1 protein-coding gene is annotated in these 762 nt (G+C 69.2%); it reads right to left on the reverse strand.

From position 1 onward, the window contains the following. Window positions 1-676 (reverse strand): DNA polymerase ligase N-terminal domain-containing protein (locus MBELCI_RS18965; RefSeq protein ID WP_045320575.1); only part of this gene is annotated, 676 nt, incomplete at its 3' end. Between the last annotated feature and the right edge of the window lie 86 nt (window positions 677-762).

Genomic DNA, 762 nt, shown 5'->3' on the forward strand with positions numbered 1-762 from the left:
GCTGCGGCGCGACGAAACCCGGGGCCTCGCCCACGCGCGCGGGCGAGGCCCCGCCATCCTCGGGCGGTGCCGCAGGCCCGGTCTTCGATGGCGCTTCGGTCCCGGCCCCCGCGGCGATCGCGTCGAGACCGCGACCGGTCGTCACCGACACGGTGTGCCGCGTTGTCAGCCCTTCAGCGTCGTCCCCCGCCTTTGCGTCGCGTTCCTTGATAAGCAGCCAGTTCTCGCGCCCGCGATCACGCGCGCGGCCCTTCATGCGCACCATGGTCCAGCCGCCGCGCATCCGTTCGCCACCGAGCCGGAACTTCAGCTTGCCCGCGGCCAGCGCCGCACCGGGGTCCTCGTCCAGTGGTTCCCATTCGCCCCTGTCCCAGATCATCACCGTGCCTGCGCCATAGCTCCCTTCGGGGATCACGCCCTCGAAGCCCGCATAATCGATCGGGTGATCCTCGGTCCGCACGGCGAGGCGCTTTTCGCGCGGATCGTCAGACGGGCCGCGCGTCACCGCCCATGACCAGAGCGCGTTCTCATGTTCGAGCCTGAAGTCGTAATGCAGCCGGCGCGCGTCGTGCTTTTGCACCACGAAGCTTCGGCCCACGCCTTGCCCCTCCTCCGCCTGCGGCTCAGGCGTGGCGTCGAAATCACGCTTCTCGCGGTAGCGGCCGAGACGGGTCATGACGCCTTCTTGCGGGTCGAGGAGGGTTTGCGCCCGCCCTTCTTGTCCTTCTCGAGGCTCTTCTTCAGCGCCGCCATGAGATCGAC

It is taken from the genome of Limimaricola cinnabarinus LL-001 (genome assembly GCF_000466965.1).
Classification (GTDB): domain Bacteria; phylum Pseudomonadota; class Alphaproteobacteria; order Rhodobacterales; family Rhodobacteraceae; genus Limimaricola; species Limimaricola cinnabarinus.